The sequence below is a fragment of the Streptomyces sp. NPDC051921 genome, from assembly GCF_040680975.1.
GTDB lineage: Bacteria > Actinomycetota > Actinomycetes > Streptomycetales > Streptomycetaceae > Streptomyces.
The window spans coordinates 351165-373561 of the sequence record NZ_JBFAXU010000003.1 but is presented as its reverse complement, the minus strand read 5'-3'; the positions used below and the strand labels follow the sequence as shown (position 1 = coordinate 373561).

Here is a 22397-nt window from a genome sequence, read left to right as displayed (position 1 = left end):
GCGCCCCGGGCTACGGCACGGTGAGGACGATCTTGCCGGTGGTGCGGTCCGTCTCGCCCAGGGCGTGGGCCTTCGCGGCCTCGGCGAGGGGGAAGACGGCCTCGACGTGGGCGCGCAGCGCTCCCGAGGACACGAGCTCGGCGACGGCCCGCATGCCCGCGTGGTCGGCCTCGACGAGGAGGGTCTCGACGCGGACCCCGCGGGCCGCGGCCCTGGCCGCGTCCTCGGGGTCGGTGGCGGCGAGGATGGAGACGAGGACGCCACCGGGACGGAGGACGTCGAGGGAGCGACTGCGGGTGTCGCCGGAGAGCGGGTCGAGGACCACGTCGACGTCCTGGACGGCGTCGCGGAAGTCGGTGGTGCGGTAGTCGACCACCTCGTCCGCGCCGAGGGAGCGCAGGAAGTCGTGCTTGGGGGCGCTGGCGGTGCCGATGACGTACGCGCCGCGGGCCTTGGCGATCTGGACGGCGAGATGGCCGACGCCGCCGGCCGCCGCGTGGATGAGGACGCGCTGTCCGGCGCGGACGTCGGCGGTGTCGACGAGGGCCTGGTACGCGGTGAGGGCGGCGAGCGGCAGCGCGCCCGCCTGGACGTGGTCGATGTCCGCGGGCTTGTGCGCGAAGGCGCGGGCGGGGGCGGTGACGTACTCGGCGTGGGAGCCGACGCCGTACGGATAGGGCAGCATCCCGAAGACCTCGTCGCCGGGCTTGAAGAGGGTCACACCGAAGCCGACGGCCTCGACGACGCCGGAGACGTCCCAGCCGAGGACGAGCGGCAGTCGGTCGAGGAAGAGGCGGCCTGCGCGGTGCTTCCAGTCGGTCGGGTTCACGCCGGCCGCGCGGACGGCGACGAGGATCTGGCTGGGGCCCGGGACGGGCCGCGGCAGCACGACCTCCTTCAGGACGTCGGGAGTTCCGTGGGTGTCCTGGCTGATGGCGCGCATCGTGGTGTCGTTCGTCATGCGCCCAGCCTGGCCGCCGGCCGGGGACCCGTACCATGGCATGAATGCCATTCTTCGACGGGATCGTGCCATGACTGTCCATCGAGTCGTCGTCCTCGCCCTGAACGGGGTGTATCCCTTCGAACTCGGCATCCCCAGCCGGGTCTTCGGGACGGCCCGGGACCGCTACGAGGTCCTCACCTGCTCGCTCGACGGGGGGCCGGTCGCCACCAACTCCGACTTCTCGGTCACGGTCGAGCACGGCCCCGAGGTCCTCACGACGGCGGACACCGTGGTGGTGCCGTCGATCGATCCCTCGGTGCTCACGCGGGAACTTCCGCCGGGCGTCGGCGAGGCGCTGGCGAGCGTCCCGCCGGGTGCGCGGCTCGTGTCGATCTGCACCGGGGCCTTCGTCCTGGCCGCGGCGGGCCTGCTCGACGGCCGGCCCGCCACCACGCACTGGGCCCTCGCGGACGTCTTCCGGTCCTGGTACCCGCGGGTGGCGCTCGATCCGGAGGTGCTGTTCGTGGACGACGGAGACGTGCTCACCTCGGCCGGTGCCGCCTCCGGCGTGGACGCGTGCCTCCACCTCGTACGGGAGGATCACGGCGCGGCGGTCGCCAACCACGTGGCCCGGGCCTGTGTCGTGCCCCCGTGGCGGGAGGGCGGCCAGGCCCAGTACATCGAGCACCCGGTGCCGGAGGCGACCGCGAACGGCACCTCGGCCACCCGCCAGTGGGCGCTGGAGCACCTCCACGAGCCGCTGCCCCTGACGGAGCTGGCCGGGCACGCCCGGATGAGCCTGCGCACCTTCGCGCGCCGCTTCAACGAGGAGGTCGGCATGAGCCCGGGCCGCTGGCTGATCCAGCAGCGCCTGTCCCGTGCCCGCCACCTCCTGGAGACCACCGACCTCGCCGTCGACGACGTCGCCGGGCAGGTCGGCTTCGCCGGCGGGACCTCGCTGCGCGAGCACCTGCACGCCGCGATCGGCGTCTCTCCCCTCGCGTACCGGCGCACCTTCCGCGGCACCCCGCCCGCGGTCAAAGCGACGGCGGGGTGAGCATCACCGCAGGTCAGCGCCTGACCTGGGGGTTCCGGCGGTATTCCCCGTAGATCCATCGGAATGCCGATGGCAGACATCGGTTTCCCCATTGGTCACGCCCCTGAGGGACGTCCTACGTTCGAGTACCCCGCACCTCGAACCCGGGGCCCGGACCGGGCCCACCCCCAGGGAGACACTGATGTCGAAGATCCTTTTCGTGATGACCGGCGCCGACCGCTGGACCCTCGCCGACGGCACCGAGCACCCCACCGGCTACTGGGCGGAGGAGGCCGCCGCACCCTACGAGGCGTTCACGGCCGCCGGCCACGAGATCGTCGTCGCCACGCCGGGCGGAGTCGTGCCGACCGTGGACCGGAGCAGCCTCGCCCCCGAGGTCAACGGCGGGCAGGACGGCGCCGACCGGATCGCCGCCGTCCTGGAGTCCTTCACCGAGCTCAAGGACCCGATCCGCCTCGAGGACGTGCGTCTCGACGCCTACGCCGCCGTCCTCTACCCCGGCGGCCACGGCCCGATGGAGGACCTGGCCGTGGACGCGACCTCCGGCCGGCTGCTCGTCGACGCGCTCGCGTCCGGCAAGCCGCTCGCCGTCGTCTGCCACGCCCCCGCCGCCCTCCTGGCGGCGGTTCGGGAGGACGGCACCAACGCCTTCGCCGGCTACCGTGTCGCCGCCTTCACCAACGCCGAGGAGGCGCAGGCCGGATTCGCCGACAAGGCGCAGTGGCTCCTGGAGAGCCGCCTCGTCGAGGCCGGCCTCGACGTCCGGGCGGGCGAGCCCTGGGCCCCGAACGTGGTCGTCGACCGCAACCTGATCACCGGTCAGAACCCGGCCTCCTCCGCCCCGCTCGCGGCCGAGGTCCTCAAGAAGCTGGCCTGACCCGGGGAGAGCGGCGGCGGCTCGGGCCCGCTCCGGTCAGGCCCGGTCCGTCCGGGTCACTCCCAGTCGTCCCACGGCGGCTCCTCCTCCGGGTCGAAGGGGTCGAAGGGCGGTTCCTCGTCCGGCGCGCCCGGCTGCCGCGGCGGCGCGGGGTGCGCGGCGGCCGCGGCGGCGGGGGCCGGCACGGCGGCCGGGGCCGGGGCCGGGGCCGGGGCTGTGGCCGGGGCCCCGGCGGTGTGCTCCGCCAGGGCGTCGAGGACTCCCTCGCCGTACTTCGTCAGCTTCGCCTCGCCGACGCCGCCGATCGTGCCCAGCTCCGCGACCGTGGCGGGAAGCCGCGTGGCGATCTCCCGCAGGGTCGCGTCGTGGAAGACGACGTAGGCCGGGACGCCCTGCTCGCGGGCGGTCGCGGCCCGCCAGGCGCGGAGCGCCTCGAAGACCGGCACGGCGCCCGCCGGAAGGTCGACCGGCACGCGGGCGCCCTTGCCGGAGCCCGATCCGGACGCCTTGCGGGCGGCGGCCGGAGCCTTCTCCTTGCGCATGGGGACGCTGCGGCGCCCACCGAGCACGTCGCCGCTGCCGTCCGTGAGGACGAGCGTCCCGTAGTCGCCCTCCACCGCGAGCAGCCGGAGCGCCAGCAGCTGCCGGACGACGCCCCGCCACTCCGCCGTGGACAGGTCCGCCCCGACGCCGAAGACCGAGAGGGCGTCGTGGTCGAACTGGATCACCTTGGCGGTCTTCTTGCCCTGCAGGATGTCGATGATCTGGCCGGCACCGAACTTCTGGCGCCGCTCCTTGGCCAGCCGCCACACCGTGGACAGCAGTTTCTGCGCCGCGACCGTCCCGTCCCAGGACTCGGCCGGGGTCAGGCACGTGTCGCAGTTGCCGCACGGCTCGGCCGCCTGCCCGAAGTAGGCGAGCAGCCGCACGCGACGGCACTCGACCGTCTCGCACAGGGCGAGCATCGCGTCCAGGTGCGCGGCCAGCGAGCGGCGGTGGGTCTCGTCGCCCTCGGAGCCGTCGATGAGCTTGCGCTGCTGGACCACGTCCTGGAGGCCGTAGGCGAGCCAGGCCGTGGCCGGCTCGCCGTCGCGCCCGGCGCGGCCGGTCTCCTGGTAGTAGCCCTCGACCGACTTCGGCAGGTCCAGGTGGGCCACGAAGCGCACGTCCGGCTTGTCGATGCCCATGCCGAAGGCGATGGTCGCGACGACCACGACCCCGTCCTCGCGCAGGAAGCGCGCCTGGTTCGCCGCCCGCGAGGCCGCGTCCATGCCGGCGTGGTACGGCACGGCATCGATCCCCTGCTCCACCAGGAAGGCGGCGGTCTTCTCCACCGAGGCCCGGGACAGGCAGTAGACGACGCCGGCGTCCCCCGCGTGCTCGGTCCGGATCAGTTCGAGGAGCTGCTTGGGCGCGTTGGCCTTGGGGGCGATGCGGTACTGGATGTTCGGCCGGTCGAAGCTGGCGACGAACTGCCGGGCCTCGCGCAGACCGAGACGCTCGGCGATCTCGGCGCGGGTGGCCTCGGTGGCGGTCGCGGTCAGCGCGATCCGCGGCACCTTGGGCCAGCGCTCGTGCAGCATCGAGAGGCCGAGGTAGTCGGGCCGGAAGTCGTGGCCCCACTGGGCGACACAGTGTGCCTCGTCGATCGCGAAGACGGAGACCGTGCCGCGGTCGAGCAGCCGCTGCGTGCCCTCGGTGCGCAGCCGCTCGGGAGCCAGGTAGAGGACGTCGAGCTCGCCGGCGAGAAAGGCCTGCTCGACCGCCTGCCGCTCGTACGGGTCCTGGGTCGAGTTCAGGAACCCGGCCCGCACGCCGAGCGCGGTGAGCGCGTCGACCTGGTCCTGCATGAGCGCGATCAGCGGCGAGATCACGATGCCGGTGCCCTGTCTGACCAGCGCCGGGATCTGATAGCACAGGGACTTGCCGCCGCCGGTCGGCATCAGCACGAGGGCGTCGCCACCCGAGACGACCTGCTCGATGATCGCTTCCTGCTCGCCGCGGAAGGAGTCGTATCCGAAGACGCGGCGGAGCACCTGCAAGGCGTCGGAGGTCTCGGAGGAGGCGTCGGTGAGGGTCATTCCAAAAGCCTAGCGGCCTGCACCGACGCGCCGGCCCGCCCGCCGGAACCTGTGGACGACCGCAGGGTTCCGGAGCGGGTTCCAGCGGTTCTGCGGCTAGGCTTCGCGCAGCACGCGTGGGCGTGGGCGGAGGCGACGGCGGGGGCGGGACGCATGACGGCGGGGACTGTGCCGGCACGGACGTGGGGGTCGACCCTCGAATCGGTGGTGGTGTACGCGCAGGGCGCGCTCTGCCGCCGCGTGGCGCGGGGCGTCCTGCCGCCCGGCGGGCGGCTGCGCGTGACGGGACTGCCGCGTTCGCTGGACCCGGGATCGCTGCGGGCGCGTGTCGTGGGCGGCGCCGTCGGCGTGCGCGTCACCGAGGCCCGGGTGGAGACGGAGGCCGAGCCGCTCGACGGCGAGTCGCCCCATGAGCTGCGCCGCGAGGTCGACCGGCTGCGTGACGCGTACGCGGCGGCACAGGCGCGCCGGGACCGGCAGGCGGGCCTGATCAGCGAGACCGAGGGGCTGCGCCCGGTGCCGCCGGCCCGCCGGCGCGATGCCCCGCACCGCCGCACCCCGGTGGAGGCGTGGCTGGACCTCGCCGCTTTCGTCGACGAGCGGCTCACCGCGCTGCACGCCCGCCTCGCCGAGCTGGAGGAGGCGTTGCGCACGCTCGAACACGAGCTCGCCATCGCCGTCGACCGGCTCGCCCGGGCCTCGACCGACGCGCCCACCGACTCCGTGCGGACCACGGTCTCGGCGGTCCTGGCCCTCGATCTCCCCGACGGCCTCGCCGACGGTCCCGCCGACGGCGAGGTGGAGCTGGAGCTGGAGTACGGGGTTCCGGGTGCCGTCTGGGTGCCGACGTACCGCTTGGAGCACCGCCAGGGCGACGGCACCGGCCGCCTGCTGCTGCGCGCCTCCGTCGCCCAGCGCACGGGCGAGGACTGGACCGGGGTACGCCTCGCCCTCGCGACCGCCGATCTGCGGCGCCGTACCGACCTGCCGAAGCTCCGCTCGATGCGGATCGGCCGCCGTCAGCCGACCGCCACGCCGTCCGGCTGGCGCGAGCCCCCGGCGGGCCTCGCGGACCTGTTCACCGGTTACGACGCGGCGGGCCCCCGGCCGGTCGCGGCGGGCTCGGCGCCCCGGGCCGTCGCGGGCCGCTCCGTCGCCGCCGCTGTCCCGGTTCCCGTTCCCGCTCCCCTTCCGTCGGCACCGCCCCCGCCGCCGATGACGGCCGCACCGCCGGGGGCGCCGGCCGCCTTCGGCGCACCGCCGTCCCCCCTGCCCGTGCCCGGCGGCGGGTACGGCGGGTCCCCGGACGCCTACCGCATGGCCCCGCCCGCCCCCGCCGCTCCCGGCATGGCCCCGCCGCAGGCGCGGGCCGCCGCATCCGCGCCCGCGGCGGCCCCCGCGCCCGTACCGCCGCCCCCGCCCGGTCCGCCGCAGCCCAGCGGCGCCGAGCTCGACTACGCCGGGCTCGTCCTGAGCGGGCCCGACGAACGGGGCGGCCGCCGGGGCCGGCTGTTTCCCGCGGCGCCCGTCGACGCGGTGGCGGGCGAGCACCGCCGCCGGGCCGAGGCGGTGGCGTCCCTGCCTCTGCCCGGGCACGCCGTGCGGCCCCGCGCGTCGGCGGGTTCCTTCGACCACCGTTTCGACGCCGCCGCCCCCGCCGACATCCCTTCGGACGGCACCTGGCACACCGTCACCGTGGCCGAGCTGCGGGTCGGACTGCGCACCGAGTACCTGTCCGTGCCGTCCGTCGAGCCGACCGTGTACGCGACGCTGGTCGTCTCGAACGCCACCGACCAGGCCCTCCTCGCCGGGCCGGTGGAGGTCACCGTCGACGACGACCACCTGCTGACCGCCGCGCTGCCCACGCTCGCCCCCGGCGGGGTCCGGCGGGTGGGGCTCGGACCGGCCGAGGGCGTCCGGGTCACCCGGCGCACGAACCAGTACGAGTCGACCGCCGGCCTGCGTAACCACATCACCGTGCTCGACCACCGCGTCCACGTGGAGCTGGCGAACCGGCTCGCCCGGCCGGTCACGGTCGAGGTCCGCGAGCGCGTGCCCGTCACCTCCGATCCGGACGTCCGGATCGAGGAGCGGGCCGACTGGGCGGCCCCCGAGGACGGCGCGGGGCCCGAGCGGCACGCCCCCGGCACCCGCGTCTGGCGGGTGGACCTGCCCGCCGGCGGCACCACCGCCCTCGACGGCGGCTACGAGATCCGCATCCCGGCCGGCAAGGCCCTGACCGGCGGCAACCGCAGGAGCTGACGCGCATCATGTCCACGGATCCACAGCCGATCGCCCTTCCCGTCACGGCCGTCACCTGCCTGGAGGACCGCGCCCACGTCGAGCGCAGCGCCGTGCTCGACCTGACGGCCGGGGTCCAGCGGCTGCGTCTCGGGCCGGTCGGCGCACTGGCCGTCGACCGCACCCTGCACGCCGAGCTCACCGCCGCCCATCCGGCGACCGCCCTGGACGCGCGGATCGTGCGCGTCTGGACGCCACGGGGGCCGCGCCCGTCCGCCGACGACTCCGCGCTGCGACGGCGCGTCCACGCGCTCGGCGAGGAGCGGACCGCCCTGGAGCGGCGCCGGGACCGGCTGCGGACGCGCCTCGACCTGCTCGGCCGGCTCGCCGCCGATATCCTGCGGGAGATCGGCGAGGGCACCGGACACGGGGAGACCGAGACGCAGCGCTGGGCCGCCGAACTGGACCGGGTCGACGCGGAGCGCGACACGTACGGCGAGGAGCTGCGCGCCGCGGAGGCCCGCCTGACGACTCTCGCGGCCGAGCTCGGGGAGGTCCGGCGGGCCATGGACGCGGCCGGGTCGGAGCCCGCCGAGCTGCTCGCGTACGTCGAGCTGACGGTGGAGAGCGCGGCCGCCGGGCCGGTCGGGCTGCGCCTGAGCCACCTCACGCCCTGCGCGCTGTGGCGGCCGGCCTACCGGGCCGTACTGGACGGTGACTCGCTGACCCTGGAGACCGACGCCGTGGTCTGGCAGCACACGGGAGAGGACTGGTCGGACGTACGGCTCACGTTGTCCACCGCCCGGTCGGCGCTGGCCACCGATCCCCCGCGGCTCACCGAGGACAGGCTGACACTGACGGACCGCTCCGCCGCGGAGCGCCGTACGGTCGACGTCGAGCTGCGCGAGGAGGAGATCGGGGACCTCGGCCCGGCCTCGGTCCTGGGACTGCCCGGCGTGGACGACGGCGGCGAGGTGCGGGTCCTGAGTGCCCCCGGGCCGGTCTCCGTGCCGGCGGACGGCCGCGCGCACCGGGTGGCGGTGTCCTCCTTCACCACGTCCGCGACCAGTGAGTACGCCTCCTCGCCGGAGCTGTCGCCGCTCGTCACCCAGGTGGTGCGGTTCGCCAACCGGTCCGGCCACGCCCTGCTCGCCGGGCCCGTGGACCTGGTCCGCGGGAGTGGTTTCACGGGCCGCGGCACGCTGGACTTCACGGCGCCCGGTGCCCCCGTCGAACTCGCCTTCGGCAGCAGTGACGACCACCGGGTGGTCCGGGAGACCGAGGAGTCCCGCGACACCACCGGCCTCACCCAGCGCACGGTGATCACCCGTACGGTCCGCCTGCACCTGTCCCGGTTCGCCGGGCCCGGTGAGCAGGGCGACCGGGTGGTCGTGCTGCGGGAGCGGATCCCGGTCTCCGAGGTCTCGGCGGTGGAGGTACGCGTCCGCGGGGAGGCCTGCTCTCCGGCGCCCGACGGGGTCGATCCCGAGGGCATCGCCCATTGGGCCGTCCCCCTCCCGCCGGGCGGCCGGCGCACGATCACCCTGGTCTACGAGCTCTCGGCGACGGCCAAGGTCAGCGGCCTGTAGCCGCTCGGCGTGAACGGGGCGTGGGCGGCGCGCGACGGGACATCGCGCCCCCCGGCCCCTGCCCGGCTCGCGCTCAGTGTTTCTCCGCGCCGTCCGTGGCGGCCGCGAGGACGCCCAGGATCGCCAGGACGAACACGGCGCACAGGAGCAGGAGCGCGACGACCGCGGGCGTGGGGTAGCTCCACAGGAAGAGGGTGAGGGTCCCCGCCGCGATCACCGTGCCCGTGGTCAGGGGGCGGTGGGTGCGCAGCCACGCGCCGACGCGGCCGGTGTCCCACCCGCTGCGGACCAGCGCGTGACCGGCGGCACCGACGCCCTGGCCGGCGGCCGAGCGGACGGCGGTGGCGCCGCGGCCGGGCCCGTACAGATAGCCCGCGAGCGCGGCGATCAGCGCGATCACGAGCACGGTCACCGCGGCCTGCCGGAGGAACCTGATGACCGTGTCGTAGACGGCCGCCGCGGCTTCCTGCGACTGTACGACCGGGGCCACCGCGTCCAGGTACACCTGCCGGACGACGGACAGCCCGACGAGCAGCGCGCACATCATCACGCCGATGCCGATCCCCGCGGACATCACCGCCTTCCGGCGCGACGGCGCCGCCCAGACACCGAGGCCGGCGAGGGCGGCGACGGTCACCGGCAGCCAGGGGCCGAGCACACCGAGCCAGCGGGCACCGTCCCGGGCGTCGCTCAGCCGGTCGTTCCGCAGCAGCACGATCGAGGTGTCGGCGCCGGGTATCTGCTCGGCGTCGACGAGCGTCGTGCCGACGAGCTGCTTCTGCATCTCCTCGACCACCGCCCCGACGTTCAGGGTGAGGGCGTCGTCCTTGATCTCGATCGCGCCGCCGCCCTCACCGGTCAGGACGTCCATCGCGGCGGTGTGGGCGCCGCGGTTGACGTTGTCCCAGGACTCGGCGAAGGCGTCGCTGGTGACCGCTTTCTTCACCACGTAGCGCACCGCGGTCGTCAGACCGTCCTTGAGCTGTTCGTCCAGGGACCTGGCGGCGTCGACGAGGAAGCGGGGCGCGTCCCGGTCGGCCAGGATGTCGGCGAGGGCGTCGGTGATCCGGCGGACGTCGACGCGTGCGACCACGCCGTCGGTGACCCGCTCGACGACCACGTCCTGGACGGCGGGATCGCGGGCCAGCGGCGCGACGGTCTGCACGTAGCGGTCGACGTCGTTGATCTGCGAGCTCGCCCACGCGCCGACCACGCCGAGGGGGGCCAGCAGAACGGCGAGGGCGAGGAGGACGGAGGCCACGCACGTCCGCAGCCGACGGTGCCGGAGGCCGGCGTGCCGGCGGAGGCGCTCGTACTCCGCGCGCTCCTGCGCGTCCAGAGGGCGGTCCGGCTCCCCGGGCCGGGGACCCTGCGGGCCGGAGTCGGCGGGTGAGCCCATGAGACTCCCTCCGGGCGCCTTCCTCAGCGCGCCAGGGCAACACTGGTGCCCCCGCGGTCGGGCCGCCGCTGAACAGGCCGCTCGGCGGCTGACTCCATGGTCGCCCATCGGTCACCGGCCCGCAGCTCGCCGGCCAGGTCGGTCGCGTGCTGAGCGGGCTCACCGGCCTCCTCGTCGCCTCAGGCGGGGTGGCCGGGTTCGAGGTCCCGCAGCTCCCGGTAGCGGAGCAGCGGGGGCGGCTGCCCCTCGTAGGGCGGGCACGCCGCCACGGGGACCAGGAGGAAGCCCACGTGGTCGCCGCCCTCGACGCGGCCTTCGATCCGGCCGGTGAACCACACGGAGGGCTGCTCCAGGACCGGGCTGCCCTCTTCTCCCGGATGCCAGCCGACCCTGGCGAACTTGTCGATCCGGTCGCCCGTCTCCCCTCCGAAGAGCTCCGCGAGGGCCCGGTCGTCCCGGTGGAGCAGGTGCACGGTGAGGTGGTCGGCCTCGCGCGCGAGGCGATAGGTGTGGTTGGCGACCGACAGCCAGACGGTGAACCTCGGCGGGTCGATGGAGCTCTGGGAGGCGAAGCCCACCAGGCAACCCGCCCGTTCGCCGCCGGACGCGGCCGTGACCACGTACATCGGGCCGTCGAGCCGATCGGTGAAGGTGTCGAACTCCGTCACGGCGCCTCCTCGCGCTTCGTGGTGTTCCACAGGGTCGGTGCCCGGCCTGCGCCCCCTCGCTCACCGTGCCGCCGGGTCACGGGAAGGGGGCGCACAACTCTCCCGTGCGCCCTCACGTCGTGGTGCCGCAGGTCGCGCGCACCAGGTCGCCGACCACGTCGTCGAGACGGCCCCGCCTCGCGTACGAAGCCCGCTGACGGGCGGCTCCGCCGCCGGAACGCCGCACCCGGTCGAGGAGTCCGTGCGCGAGGTCCAGGTCGCCGAGGGAGGACAGTCCGGGTCCGGCCCGCGCGAGCAGCAGCTCCACGGACGTCATGGCGGGCACGCACTCCCCGCGTACGGGGTCGAGTCGCTCCCCTTCCAGCCCGTGCCGCGCGGCCCCCCGGTGCGCGGCACGCAGACGTGGCTCGGGGATGCTCGGGACCGGCCGGCCGTCGGCGATCTCGGGCAGCAGGGTGGTGGCGAGCCCCCGTGCGAGGGTGGTGAGCAGCACGACCACGTCGAGGTCGGCGTTGACGTCGCAGAGCCTGATCTCCAGGGTGGGGACGTGTTCGGAGGGGCGTGCGTACCAGTAGATCATCCGGCGGTCCAGCAGCGCACCGACCCGCACCAGGTGGTCGGCGAGGCGCTCGTACCCGGCCTCGTCGAGCAGGGGGGCCGGGCCCACTCCGGGCCACCGCGCGTGCTCCACGAAGCGCCGGCTCGCCCAGCCGGTGTCGTGGCCGAGGGAGAAGGGCGAGTTGGCGGCGAGCGCCTGCAGGGTCGGCAACCAGGGGCGCATGTGGCGGGACAGGGCAAGTGCCTGGTCGTGCCCGGTCACCCCGAGGTGGATGTGGCAGCCGCACACCATCCCGTCGTACGAGCCGACGAGGGACGGCCAGCGTGCGGCCATCCGCCCGTACCGTTCGTCCGGGGTCACGGTCGGTGGGCGCCCGGGAGGGATCACCGGAGTTCCGGCGGCGACCAGCAGACAGCCCTCACCGGCCGCGGCCTCCGCCATCACCTGCCGCAGCAGCGCCAGTTCGGACCGCAGCTCCGCGAGGCAGGCCGTGGGGCGGGTGCACACCTCCACCTGCGCCCCGAAGAACTCCGACTGCGCGCGTTCGCCCAGGACGGCACGCGCGGCTTCGACGACACGCGGACCACGGGCCACGGGCATGCCCGTCCGCCGGTCCAGCAGGAGGAACTCCTCCTCCACTCCCACGGTCGTCGGCCCGCTGCCCCGAGGCGGGTCAGCGGGGAGGCGGTCGGCCACACGTACGGGGGCGAGCACTTCGCGTGACACGGGGACGTCCTTCGTCGTACGGAGCACGGCGAACCCGGGCAGGCTCACCGGTCACCCCGCCTCTGCCCACCGTACGGTCCGCCAACCGTGGCGGGACACCGGCCGGCTCCGCGCAGGCACCCGTCGGCATACCGGGCAAGCGTCGGTGCACGCCCGGAGCCGGCCGGGTGCCGACAGGCGCACGCCCGGAGCCGGCCGGGTGCCGACGGGCGCGCGCCTGGAGCCGGCCAGGTACACGGGCGGCCGCGCGAAGCCGGCCGCATGCCGACGGGCATGGCCGGGCCGGAAGCCGGGTAGAGGCGCGGCGTGGAAAGGGCCACGAGGCCGGTGGACGTGCCCCCGTGCACGCCCCCCGCCCGGGAGGGCCGGTGCTTCCGCCGGCCCCCGGCCGGGGCCCGTCCCCCGGGCCCAGGTCGTCGACGGTCTCGTGACGGCCCCGCCCACCAGCCGACGACCGCTCGGGCGGGCTGGTCCCCGGGCCCACCCACTCGGCACCGGGACTCCCGCCCTCGACGCACATCGAGGCGCATCGTCATGATGACCGCCGACCGCACCGCCTACGGCCGGGTCCGGCACACGCCGCTGGCCGACGGTCGCCACCTCTACAGCGCACCCGGCGGGACGAGCGTGCACCGGCAGCCCACGCGGCCCGACGGCACCGCGATGCTGCGGGCGAGCGGCGAGTTCGACCTGGAGTCGGTCGGCTGCCTGCGGCAGGCCCTGACCGACGCCCGCAACGCCGGGGGCACCCGCGTCCTGCTCGACCTGTCGGGCATCGCCTTCGGCGACTCCTCCTTCCTCCACACCCTGGTCACCGCCCGCAACGGTCCCGGCCGGCTCGTCCTCGTCGGTCCCCTGCCCGACCACCTCCGCCGCCTCTTCGACCTCACGGGCACCACCCGTCTTTTTGACTTCGCGGAGAACGGCACGACGTGACCGCAGCGGCCTCGCGTCGCGTGGCAGCCGGAGGGCCCGTCATGCGGGCCGGGGGGCGGTACGCAGCAGGAGCACGGCGATGTCGTCGGTGTAGAGGCCGGTGGGCCGGGCCTGGTGCAGGAGGGTGTCGATGAGCCGGTCGAGGTCCTGTCCCCCGTGCTCGGCGAGACGGCCGGCCAGGGCGTGGGCGGCACGGTCCGGATCCACCCCCGGTGCCTCGACGAGGCCGTCGGTGTAGAAGGCGAGGGTCGCACCGGGGCCGAGGGGCAGTGTGGTGACGGGGTAGGCGAGGTCGGGGTCGATGCCGAGCAGCGGACCCGGTTCGATCTCCACGGCGTGCCCCCGCTGGCCGGGACGGTGCAGCAGCGGGGGCGGGTGGCCCGCGCTGGCCAGGACGGCTTCCTGACGGGCGAGGTCGATGTGCGCGTACGAGCAGGAGACCAGGAGATCGGAGTCCAGGTCGGCCAGGACGCGGTTGGTGCGGGCGAGGACCTGTCCGGGTGGCCCTCCGGCGGTGGCGTGGATGGCGGTGCGGACCTGCCCCATGAGGGCGGCGGCGGCCACGCTGTGGCCCTGGACGTCGCCGATCACCGCGGCGGCGGTGGCGCCGTCGAGGCGGATCAGGTCGTAGAAATCGCCGCCGATGGCCATTCCGTGGCTGGCCGGCAGGTAGCGGGCCGCCGCGTCCAGCCCCGGAAGCACGGGCAGCCGGTGTGGCAGGAGGGCCTGCTGCAGGCCTCGCGCGAGGTCGCGGGCGGCGTCGTAGAGGCGGGCGCGGTCCAAGGCCTGGGCGATCAGTCCGGCGAGCGAGGTCAGGACGGCCCGTTCGTCGGCGCTGAACTCTCGGGGCCGGTCGTAGGAGAGGATGCAGCAGCCCACGGGCCTGCCGGAGACGATCAGCGGCAGGAACGCCCATGCCTGCTTGCCACTGATCCGTGGCGCCCTCGGGTAGCGGCGTGCCATCTCGTCGGGGTCGGCGAAGAACGACGGGACGCCGTCGGCGAGCGTCTGCCCGGCGGGAGTGAGGTCCGTGTCGAGGGGCAGGCCGTCGAGCCGGTCGATGGTCTCCTGGTCGTAGCCGTGGTGTCCGGTGATCTTGAGGCGTCCGGCGTCGGCGGCGGACAGCACCAGGCCGTCGGCGCCGAAAGCGGGCAGCACCTGGTCGGCGACCAGCTCGACGACGTCGCGGACGGCCACGGTCTCGGTCAGGGCCGCCGCCAGGTGGACCAACTGGTAGAGACGTCCGACCGTCGCGGGGCCGGACGGGGCGGAACGCGTGGCCGGCACCGCCTCGGCGGGCGGCGGCGGGCCGTGCTCCGGCACGGCGGCCCGGGTGATACGGACGCTGATGCCGCTCGCGTCCGGGTAGAGCTGGAAGCGCAGCCACGTGTCCGGGGGGCGCAGGGACGTGAAGGCGACGGGATCGCGGCTGATGACGGCGGTGCGGTAGTGGTCCTCGGTCACCGCGTCGTCCAGCCAGGGCAGGGACTGCCAGGGCCTGGTGCCCAGCAGCCGCCCGGCGTCGCGGCCGAGCAGCGACGCCGCCTCGGCGGTCAGGAAGGTGATCCGGCCCTCCAGGTCCATGCCGAGGGCTCCCTCGGGCAGGCGTTCGACGTAGTCGGCGGCCGGCTGGGAGGGCTGCCCGCCCCGGGCGGGGGCGGACGAGCCGACCGGGACGAGGCGGGGCCGATCGGGGGCGGTGAACGGCTCGGGGACCTCGTCCAGGACGCGAGCCGTGCGCCGGGCGGCGGAGGCGATGTGACCGCGCTCGCGCCGGGAGGCGTCGGCGGGGTGGCTGGCGGGCCACAGGAGCATGAGCGCTCCCCGGCACCGGTCGCGGCCCGCGAGCGGGGCCGCGGCGAGGGCGAAGCGGTACGGCAGGCTGGCGGCGGCGCGCGGATAGGCGCGGGCCATGGCGTTCTGCGAGCCCACCCACACCAGGCGGTTCTCGCGAATGGCGTCACTCACCGGGACGGGCGCGCCCAGCGGCACCCGCAGCCACGGCCACGCGACCTCCAGCGGCACTCCGCACAGCACCGTCAGGTCCAGGACCTGGGTGGCCTCGTCGAGCAGGTAGACGGCCCCGGCGGAAGCCCCGGTACGGCGCACGGTGTCGGCCAGCACCGCGTCCAGCAGCCCGGCTCCGTCCAGCTCCTCATCGGGTCCGGCCATCACGGCACCTCGCCTCCACCGCTCCTCCGGTCGGGAGTGCGGGACGGTCCTTCCTCGTGCCCGGCACCCGGCAGGCCCCGCAGCGGGGCCATGGATCCGCGACGCCTCGTCACCGGCTCGCCTCTCCGGGCACGGGCGAGTGGCGCGGCGCCGCGCGCCCGCGCCCATCGGCGGCACCGTTCGGCCGCACGCGCGCCGCCTGGCCGCGCAGGACCCCTGCCGCTGCCGACACCGTCGGCCCCGCCCGGCGGCGCGTCCGCCAGGGCCACGCGGTCCGCGGTCCCCTCGTGGCGGCCGTGGCCGCGCTCCCGAGCCCGCCCGGGCGTTCGCGCGCACGGCGGCGGCGGAGGAGGAGGGCCGGCAGGACCCAGCACATGGCCCACCACAGCGCCAGGGCGGCGGCCAGGAGGAGGGCGGGGAGGGCCCCGGTGATCTGACGGAGGACGACGAGGATCCCCAGGACGGTCATGACGAGCAGGAGGACCATGCCGGTCGCCACGAGGCGGGACGCCCAGGCGACCGTCTCGGACTTGACCTCCAGGCCGGTGACGAGCCGGTGAAGGGCGACCGGTGCCGTCAGTGCCGCGGTCGCGGCGGCGCCGCTCAGCACGCAGACGAGGTAGAGCAGTCGGTCGGTGTGGTCGAGCTGCCCGTACGCGGGGGTGAACGCCGCTGCCAGCAGGAAGGCCAGGAGCAGCTGCACGACGGTCAGGACGACCCGCAGTTCGTGCATGAGTTCCGACCAGAGGCGGTCGGCCCGCTCGTCACAGGTCTCCTGTCGCTCGCCCACGTTGGCGGCCCGGGCGATCACGGTGCCCCGCCGTTCACGGGAGTCGTGCGGTACGTGACCATGTCGGTCGCCTCCTGGGATGCGAGGTCCCGCTGTCAGGGGCGGCTACCCGCCCGGTGTCCCGCGTAACGTCCGCCGGGCCGTGCGCCGTGGGGCGGCCGGTCAGGCCAGGAGACGGCGGACGGCTTCCTCGACGGGGCCCTGGATGGCCGGACGTCCCGGCCGTGCGCCGAGGCCTTCCAGGGCCGGGGCGATGGTCCGGCCCCGCTCGTAGGACTCCACCACCCTCGGGTCGATGTACGAGGCGCGGCACACGGCCGGAGTGTTGCCGAGGTAGGCGCTCACCTCGCGCACGGCACGGGTCACGGCGCGCCGGGGCGCTTCGGCGCGCCGCGAGACGGCGAGGGCGACGGCCGCGAGGACGGTGGCGTTCCAGGTGCGGAAGTCCTTGGCCGTCATCTCGGCGCCGGAGCGGTCGCGCAGGTAGTCGTTGAGGTCCGTCGCGCGCAGTTCGTGCCAGGCCCGGCCCTCCCAGTACGCGAAGAGAGCCGGGCCGGTGTCGCGGCGGCGGAGCAGTGAGCGCACGGCGGTCCGGGCGGCGGGGTCCGTGACGCGACAGGTGCGCTCGGTGCCGTTCTTCGCGGGGTAGTGGAAGCAGATCTCGCCGCGCCCGCAGTCCACGTGCTCGCGGCGCAGGGTGGTCAGGCCGTACGTGCTGTTGTCCCGTACGTACGCCTGGGAGCCCACCCGGAAGAATCCGAGGTCCAGCAGGCGGGTGGCGCAGGCCAGCACCCGCGTCCGGGTCAGGCCGCGGCTCGCGAGGTCGCGCTCGACGGCGGCCCGCAGCCGGGGCAGTGCGGTGGAGACCTCGCGGGCGTGGTCGTGCTTGGCCGCTTCCCTCAGGGCTCGGAAGCGCTGGTGGTAGAGGTACTGGCGTCGGCCGGCGGCGTCGGTGCCCGTGGCCTGGAGGTGTCCGTCGGGCCAGGGGCAGATCCATACGTCCCGCCAGGCCGGCGGCACCGCGAGGGCCCGGATCCGGTCGCGTGCCTCACCCGGGGGCACCGTCCGGCCCGCGGGATCGAGGTAGCGGAAGCCGCGGCCGCAGCGGACCCGTCGGTAGCCCGCTCCGCCCGGGTCGCTGGTCCGCAACCGCGCCTGGCGCGTCATCGGCGTGCCCCCGTCCGGGAGGCGGACGGCCCGGTGTGCGAGCTCGTGGTCATGGCCGCGGCGTCAGGGGGTGAACAGCACCTTCACGGCGCCGTCCTGCTTCTTCTGGAACATGGCGTAGGCCTCGGGTGCCTCGTCCAGGGGCAGCCGGTGGGTGGCGAAGTCCTCGACGCCCAGGGGGTCGCCGTCGGTGACGAGGGGCAGGAGGTCCGGCATCCAGCGCCGTACGTTGGCCTGCCCCATGCGCAGTTGGATCTGCTTGTCGAAGAGGGTCAGCATCGGCATGGGATCGGCCATGCCCCCGTAGACGCCCGACACGGATACGGTCCCGCCGCGGCGGACCAGTTCGATGGCCAGGTGCAGGGCGGAGAGGCGGTCCACTCCGAAGCGCTTCATCAGTCGGGCCGCCAGCGGGCCGGGCAGCAGCCCGGTGACCTTCTGGGCTCCCGCCGCCATCGGCGCACCGTGGGCTTCCAGGCCCACCGCGTCGATGACCGCGTCCGGTCCGCGGCCGTCGGTCACGTCGCGGACGGCGTCCACGACGTCGTCCCGGTCGAGGTCGAAGACCCGGACGCCGTTCCGGCGGGCCCGGTCCAGGCGTTCCGGTACGAGGTCGATGCCGATGACCGGGTCCACGCCGAGGTGGGCCGCGACGCGGGTGCACATGTCGCCGATGGGGCCCAGGCCCAGGACGGCGAGACTGCCGCCCGGGGGGACGGCGGCGTACCGGACGGCCTGCCAGGCCGTCGGAAGGACGTCGGAGAGGTAGACGAACCGGTCGTCCGGCGGGCCGTCGGGGACCTTGACCGGCAGGTGGTCGCCGAACGGCACCCGCAGGTACTCCGCCTGGCCGCCCGGCACCTGGCCGTAGAGCTTGGTGTAGCCGAACAGGGAGGCGCCCATGCCGTGCTCGTGGACCTGCGTGGTCTCGCACTGCGAGTGCAGCCCCTGGGCGCACATGAAGCAGGTGCCGCAGGAGATGTTGAAGGGCACCACGACCCGGTCGCCGGGCACCACGGCGGTGACCTCCGGGCCCGTTTCCTGGACGATGCCCATCGGTTCGTGGCCCAGGATGTCGCCCTCGTCGAGGAACGGTCCGAAGACCTGATAAAGGTGCAGGTCAGAACCGCACAGTCCGGTGGTCGTCACTTTGACGATCACATCGGCCGGCTGCTCGATCACCGGGTCCTCCACGGTGTCGACGCGCACGTCGGCCGTGCCGTGCCAGGTCAGTGCCCTCATCGCGGGCCCTCCTTGTCGAAGTGACGGGCTTCCTGTCCGGCCGAGTGCCCAGTCCGACGACGAGTACGCGGGGCGGCTCGCGGCGGCCCACCGGGTTTCGTCCGGAACCGTGCGGGCAGGAGCGTGGCCGGGGCCCTCGACGGGCAGCCGCGGGCTGTCCGTGAGCGAAAGGCGCGGTCATGGCACGGCGACATCTCGCGGCCCCGGATCCCGGGCGGCTGCTGGCCATCTATCTCAACGACCATCTGGCGGGTTCGCGGGGCGGACTGGCGCTGATCCGTCGGATCGTCCGGCGCCATCGGGGCACGCCGCTGGAGGCTCCGCTGGCGCGCATCGCCCAGGAGATCGCGGAGGACCGGGACAGCCTTCAGGACATCATGCGGACCCTCGACGTGCCGGCCCGGCACGCCCGGGCGGCCCTGGGCGCCCTGGCGGAGCTGGCCGGACGCCTGAAGCTCAACGGGCGCCTGGTGTCCCGCTCACCGTTGAGCGACGTCCTGGAGTTCGAGGCCATGCGTCTGGGCGTGGAGGGCAAGGCCGCCGGCTGGTCCGCCCTGCGGACCGTCGCCGACGCCGACCCGCGGCTCGAACACGCCCTTCTGGAGCGGCTGCTGGAGCGGGCGGACCGGCAGGCGGGCGTGCTGGAGGAGATGCGTCTCGCCGCCGCGGCCCGCGCGCTCCCGGCCCCGGGCGGAGCCCTGCACCCCATGGCGCACGGGGCGGCCGGGGGCGGGGGCCGGGCGGGCCGGTGACCGGTGCCGCGCGCCCGTCAGGTCTCGCCGCCCCTCGGGTCCGTCGACCGGGCGCACGACCGGGCCGGAGCGGTTGAGGTTCCCCGGCCCGGCCGGTAGGGCGGGACCGTTCACGTCCCGGTCCGCGCCTGCGGGGGCCCCGGCGCTCCCGGCCCGGGCCTGGCGTGCCGCGCACGGAGGACCCCGGCAGCGACCCGCGTGCGGGGCGTGCCCGGGGGTAGGCGGGGACGCACGGCCGGTCGACCGGCCGGCCGGGACGCTCCGGGGCGCCGACCACTGCCGAAAGGTGTCGCATCATGTCGATGAAGGTCTCCGACCATGTCCTCCAGCGTCTGCGCGACTGGGAGGTGGAACACGTCTTCGGCTATCCCGGCGACGGCATCAACGGGTTGCTCGCGGCCTGGGGCCGGGCCGACGACGAGCCGCGGTTCGTGCAGGCCCGCCACGAGGAGACGGCCGCGTTGGAGGCCGTGGGCTACGCGAAGTTCTCCGGCAGGGTCGGGGTGTGCGTCGCCACCTCGGGACCGGGTGCGATCCACCTGCTCAACGGCCTGTACGACGCCAAGCTGGACCATGTGCCGGTCGTCGCCGTCGTCGGGCAGACCCATCGCAGCGCCATGGGCGGCTCGTACCAGCAGGAGGTCGACCTCATGGCCCTCTACAAGGACGTGGCCTCCGACTTCTGCGAGACGGTCACCGTTCCCGAGCAGCTGCCCAACGTGATCGACCGCGCGATGCGCACCGCGAAGGCCCGGCGGTCGGTGACCGCCGTCATCATCCCCGCCGACGTGCAGGAACTCGACTACACGCCTCCCGAGCACGCCTTCAAGATGGTCCCGTCCAGCCTCGGGATGCCCGCCTACGCGCCGGTGCCCGGTGACGCGGACCTCGCGCGTGCCGCCGAGGTGCTCAACGCCGGTGAGAAGGTGGCGATCCTGATCGGGCAGGGTGCCCGCGGCGCCCGGCAGGAGGTCATGGCGGTCGCCGAGCGCCTGGGTGCGGGCGTCGCCAAGGCCCTGCTCGGCAAGGACGCGCTGGACGACGACCTGCCGTACGTCACCGGTTCCATCGGTCTGCTCGGCACCCGGCCGTCGTACGAGCTGATGAAGGACTGCGACACGCTCCTCGTGATCGGCTCGTCGTTCCCGTACACCCAGTTCCTGCCGGAGTTCGGGCAGGCCCGGGCCGTACAGATCGACATCGACCCGCACATGGTCGGGCTGCGCTACCCGTTCGAGGTCAACCTGGTCGGCGACGCCCGCGAGGCCCTGAGCCGGCTGCTGCCGCTGCTGGAGCCGGGCGGCAGGGCCGAGGGCTGGCGCGAGAGGATCGAGAAGGACACCGCCCGCTGGTGGGAGGTCATGGAGCGGCGGGCCGCGGTCGAGGCCGACCCGGTCAATCCCGAGTACGTCGTGCACGCGCTCGACGAGCTGCTGCCCGAGGACGTCATCGTGACCGCCGACTCCGGCTCCGCGGCCAACTGGTACGCCCGCCATCTGAGGCTGCGCGGGCAGATGCGGGGTTCGCTGTCGGGCACCCTCGCCACCATGGGCCCGGGCGTTCCGTACGGCATCGGGGCCAAGTTCGCCCACGGCGACCGTCCGGCGATCGCACTGGTCGGCGACGGGGCGATGCAGATGAACGGGCTGGCGGAGCTGATCACCGTCGCCAAGTACTGGCAGGAGTGGGAGGATCCCCGGCTGATCGTGGCCGTGCTCAACAACCAGGACCTCAACCAGGTCACCTGGGAGATGCGCGCCATGACCGGCGCGCCGCAGTTCCTGCCCTCACAGTCGCTCCCGGACGTCCCGTACGCCGACTTCGCCCGGCTCATCGGCCTGCACGGCATCCGGGTCCAGACGCCCGAAGGGGTGCGCGGCGCGTGGGAGTCCGCGCTCGCCGCCGACCGGCCGTGCGTGCTGGACTTCGTCACCGACCCGGCCGTGCCGCCGATCCCTCCGCACGCCTCGCTCGACCAGATCGAGGCCGCTGCCGCGTCGGTCCTGAAGGGCGACAGCGACCGGGCCGCCATGGTCCGCCAGGGCTTCAAGGCCAAGGTCCAGGAGTTCCTGCCCGGCCGCCGGCCACGGTGAGGACCGCCCCGACCCTCCCGCGGCGGACCGTACGCCGGCCCGCCGCGGTGGCGCCGGTCGCCGTGCCGTCCGCCGCCGGGTGCGACGCCGGCCCCCGGGTCAGTGGCCGAGGGCGTTCTTCAGCTGCTGCTTGGTCATGTTCGAGCGGCCGTGGATGTTGCGCTCCTTGGCTTCCTCGTACAGCTCGTCCTTGGTGCGCCCGGACGAGCTCGAACCGCCGCCGCCACCGCCACCGCCGGACTTCTCGCCGCCGCGTTGCGAGGCGGACTTGCCCTGGGTCGAGCTGCGGCTCGCCGTCTTGCTCTCCCCGGAGCGGGCGCGTTCCTTGTTCACCGTCCGGGAGGCCATCTCCTCGGCACGGTCCTCGGACATCCCGCGCTTCTTGCCCGACTCCTTGATGTGCTCGTACTGGCGCTCACGCTTGCCGCTGGATCCTCGGGGCATCACGCACCTCCTCGTCGACGCTGGTGTCACGGTCATGGAGGCGGGTGCCCCGATTTCGCCCCCTGTCACCTTCGCAGCGGCACGGATCCGTCGATCAGCCGGGCGCCCATGTTGCGTTCCATCATGCGCAGGGCGGCTTCGGCGAGGTCGGCGTGGATGTGGGCGACCGCGTTCGTCGGCACCACGACGTCGAGGTGGCGGATGTGGGCGTCCAGCGCGGAGTACAGCACGCACTGCTCGGTGACCTGTCCCACCAGGACCAGGCGGGTGATGTCCATGGTTCCGAGCAGGTAGGCGAGCGGGGTCTCGTAGAAGACGGAGTGGCGGGCCTTGACGACGAACAGGGCGTCCTCGTCCGGAAGGACCGGCTCCACCAGGTCCGGATGCTCGCCCGCCATCGCGATGTCGATGATCTCGCCGTGGTGGGAGCGCCACTGGCCGAAGTTGTCGTTGGCGTACACCACCGGCACCTCGGCCTCCCGGGCGGCCGACAGCAGCCGCACCACGGCGGGGAGCACCGTGCGGACGGAGGGGACCAGGAGGTCGGCGTCCCGGTGCCGGTAGGGGTTGAGCATGTCGATGACCACCACGGCCGTGTTGTCCATGGCGTCGAATCTGGACGCTTCCCTCCGTTCCGCACGGGTGGCCGGGCCGGGGACTT

General features: G+C 74.6%; 18 protein-coding genes. 7 read left to right on the top strand and 11 right to left on the bottom strand.

Features of this window, described 5'->3' with window-relative positions; genetic code table 11:
- Positions 1-10: 10 nt before the first annotated feature.
- Positions 11-961, bottom strand: coding sequence for an NADP-dependent oxidoreductase (locus tag AB0M16_RS06410; RefSeq protein WP_365339362.1), 951 nt, complete (start codon positions 959-961; stop codon positions 11-13).
- 70 nt (positions 962-1031) lie between these two features.
- On the opposite strand from AB0M16_RS06410, the gene AB0M16_RS06405 reads away from it, so the two are divergent.
- Both AB0M16_RS06405 and AB0M16_RS06400 read left to right on the top strand, forming a co-directional pair.
- Positions 1032-2000 carry a helix-turn-helix domain-containing protein gene (locus AB0M16_RS06405; RefSeq protein WP_365339360.1) on the top strand — a complete coding sequence of 323 codons (969 nt, stop codon included), beginning with the start codon at positions 1032-1034 and terminating at the stop codon, positions 1998-2000.
- 181 nt (positions 2001-2181) lie between these two features.
- Entirely contained in the window at positions 2182-2877 is a 696-nt protein-coding gene (locus tag AB0M16_RS06400; protein WP_365339358.1) for a type 1 glutamine amidotransferase domain-containing protein, read from the top strand.
- Positions 2878-2933: 56 nt separating this feature from the next.
- Here AB0M16_RS06400 and recQ read toward each other — a convergent pair whose 3' ends face one another.
- A complete protein-coding gene (recQ, locus tag AB0M16_RS06395) occupies positions 2934-4958 on the bottom strand; it encodes a DNA helicase RecQ (protein WP_365339356.1) in 2025 nt (674 codons plus the stop codon).
- Between the two features lie 153 nt (positions 4959-5111).
- On the opposite strand from recQ, the gene AB0M16_RS06390 reads away from it, so the two are divergent.
- Positions 5112-7220: a DUF4139 domain-containing protein gene (locus AB0M16_RS06390; protein ID WP_365339354.1), complete on the top strand. Its 2109-nt coding sequence runs from the start codon at positions 5112-5114 to the stop codon at positions 7218-7220.
- Positions 7221-7228: 8 nt separating this feature from the next.
- Complete coding sequence (locus AB0M16_RS06385) at positions 7229-8788, top strand: mucoidy inhibitor MuiA family protein (RefSeq protein ID WP_365339352.1); 1560 nt, start codon at positions 7229-7231, stop codon at positions 8786-8788.
- Between the two features lie 73 nt (positions 8789-8861).
- Here the strand turns inward: AB0M16_RS06385 and AB0M16_RS06380 are convergent, their stop codons facing one another.
- The 3 genes from AB0M16_RS06380 to AB0M16_RS06370 all read right to left on the bottom strand — a co-directional run bounded on the left by AB0M16_RS06380 (position 8862) and on the right by AB0M16_RS06370 (position 12140).
- Complete coding sequence (locus AB0M16_RS06380; RefSeq protein WP_365339350.1) at positions 8862-10187, bottom strand: hypothetical protein; 1326 nt, start codon at positions 10185-10187, stop codon at positions 8862-8864.
- Between the two features lie 179 nt (positions 10188-10366).
- On the bottom strand, positions 10367-10855 hold the full coding sequence (locus tag AB0M16_RS06375; protein WP_365339348.1) for a flavin reductase family protein: 489 nt from the start codon (positions 10853-10855) through the stop codon (positions 10367-10369).
- Between the two features lie 112 nt (positions 10856-10967).
- Positions 10968-12140 carry a YbdK family carboxylate-amine ligase gene (locus AB0M16_RS06370; protein ID WP_365339346.1) on the bottom strand — a complete coding sequence of 391 codons (1173 nt, stop codon included), beginning with the start codon at positions 12138-12140 and terminating at the stop codon, positions 10968-10970.
- A 534-nt stretch (positions 12141-12674) separates the two neighbouring features.
- On the opposite strand from AB0M16_RS06370, the gene AB0M16_RS06365 reads away from it, so the two are divergent.
- A complete protein-coding gene (locus tag AB0M16_RS06365; RefSeq protein WP_365339344.1) occupies positions 12675-13076 on the top strand; it encodes an STAS domain-containing protein in 402 nt (133 codons plus the stop codon).
- A 39-nt stretch (positions 13077-13115) separates the two neighbouring features.
- Here the strand turns inward: AB0M16_RS06365 and AB0M16_RS06360 are convergent, their stop codons facing one another.
- The 4 genes from AB0M16_RS06360 to AB0M16_RS06345 form a co-directional block, all read right to left on the bottom strand.
- Complete coding sequence (locus AB0M16_RS06360) at positions 13116-15248, bottom strand: SpoIIE family protein phosphatase (protein ID WP_365339342.1); 2133 nt, start codon at positions 15246-15248, stop codon at positions 13116-13118.
- 109 nt (positions 15249-15357) lie between these two features.
- A complete protein-coding gene (locus AB0M16_RS06355; protein ID WP_365339340.1) occupies positions 15358-16059 on the bottom strand; it encodes a DUF6328 family protein in 702 nt (233 codons plus the stop codon).
- Positions 16060-16200: 141 nt separating this feature from the next.
- Positions 16201-17205: a DNA topoisomerase IB gene (locus AB0M16_RS06350; RefSeq protein ID WP_365339338.1), complete on the bottom strand. Its 1005-nt coding sequence runs from the start codon at positions 17203-17205 to the stop codon at positions 16201-16203.
- A 63-nt stretch (positions 17206-17268) separates the two neighbouring features.
- Positions 17269-18447: an alcohol dehydrogenase catalytic domain-containing protein gene (locus tag AB0M16_RS06345; RefSeq protein WP_365339336.1), complete on the bottom strand. Its 1179-nt coding sequence runs from the start codon at positions 18445-18447 to the stop codon at positions 17269-17271.
- 179 nt (positions 18448-18626) lie between these two features.
- Here AB0M16_RS06345 and AB0M16_RS06340 point away from each other — a divergent pair, with 179 nt between their 5' ends.
- A complete protein-coding gene (locus tag AB0M16_RS06340; protein ID WP_365339334.1) occupies positions 18627-19199 on the top strand; it encodes a hypothetical protein in 573 nt (190 codons plus the stop codon).
- 296 nt (positions 19200-19495) lie between these two features.
- Positions 19496-21292, top strand: coding sequence for a thiamine pyrophosphate-requiring protein (locus AB0M16_RS06335; RefSeq protein WP_365339332.1), 1797 nt, complete (start codon positions 19496-19498; stop codon positions 21290-21292).
- Positions 21293-21391: 99 nt separating this feature from the next.
- On the opposite strand, the gene AB0M16_RS06330 is transcribed toward AB0M16_RS06335, so the two are convergent.
- Positions 21392-21736 (bottom strand): plasmid stabilization protein, encoded by a 345-nt coding sequence (locus tag AB0M16_RS06330; RefSeq protein ID WP_365339330.1) that lies wholly within the window; start codon positions 21734-21736, stop codon positions 21392-21394.
- 65 nt (positions 21737-21801) lie between these two features.
- Positions 21802-22341, bottom strand: coding sequence for an isochorismatase family cysteine hydrolase (locus tag AB0M16_RS06325; RefSeq protein WP_365339328.1), 540 nt, complete (start codon positions 22339-22341; stop codon positions 21802-21804).
- Between the last annotated feature and the right edge of the window lie 56 nt (positions 22342-22397).